This is a genomic window from Oleiphilus sp. HI0043, assembly GCF_001634935.1.
In genome coordinates this window covers 1-793 of record NZ_LWEY01001394.1, presented here as the reverse complement: position 1 = coordinate 793, position 793 = coordinate 1, and the positions used below count along the sequence as shown (strand labels likewise).

Annotated in this window: 2 protein-coding genes; both read right to left on the bottom strand. The window is 42.0% G+C overall.

What is annotated here, in order from left to right; genetic code table 11:
- A partial coding sequence (locus A3729_RS19060) for a protease modulator HflK N-terminal domain-containing protein (RefSeq protein WP_197475929.1) occupies positions 1–337 on the bottom strand: 337 nt, incomplete at its 3' end.
- A 242-nt stretch (positions 338–579) separates the two neighbouring features.
- Positions 580–793 (bottom strand): hypothetical protein (locus A3729_RS33255; RefSeq protein ID WP_197475928.1); only part of this gene is annotated, 214 nt, incomplete at its 5' end.

The following is a 793-nucleotide window of genomic DNA, read 5'->3' as shown; positions in this document are numbered from 1 at the left end:
GTAAGCCCGGGTCCAAGGTTCGGTTGTACTTACCTAATTGAAGGACAACGCCTCTTTCCTGCTCATCAATGGTATAAAATGACTTAAAGCCTAAAAAGATGACCAGCGCAATCAATGCCAAAATAAATACACCACCAGCACCCTGGCTTGAACCGCCAGAAGAGCCACCAGTTTTTTTCGGGCCTGAACCAAACAAGCCATTCAGCTTATCCATCAGTTGTTTTAAAGCTTCATCGAGATCAGGTGGCCCTTGATTATTGCCGCCTTTATTCCCTCGATTATTAGAACCCCAAGGGTCGTTATCATTACGATTACCACCCGGCTCATTCCAGGCCATAGAAGACTCCGTTACATTTTTTAGATTAGTTTCATGAAAGATTCTTACGAATCAAAGTATTGTGACTTAATTGCCCACAAGTGTGGTTAATGAGGGCAAAGTCTTAGTTTACAAGAGGCACATAGTATTGTGCTTGGAGACGGACAGCAAGCGGTTTTTATGGTGGGCGTTTATCAGACATAAAAATGGGCAAGCTTATGCTTCCCCATTAAGGATTTAGATCTAACTATTAAATAAGAAACCTAGTGAAGGAAAGAGATAAAACGTTCTTCAATCACCCCATCTGCGCGTGTTACAGCGACTTTTAATGTACCGAAGCTAGTAGCAGGGTCATCATCTGCCTCTACTATAATCATGTTAGTAAACGGAATCGGATTACCGTCAGAATCTACTGGACACTGATTAGGAATTACAATATTTTGGCCCGTTACAATCTCACCATCCTCAACACTTACT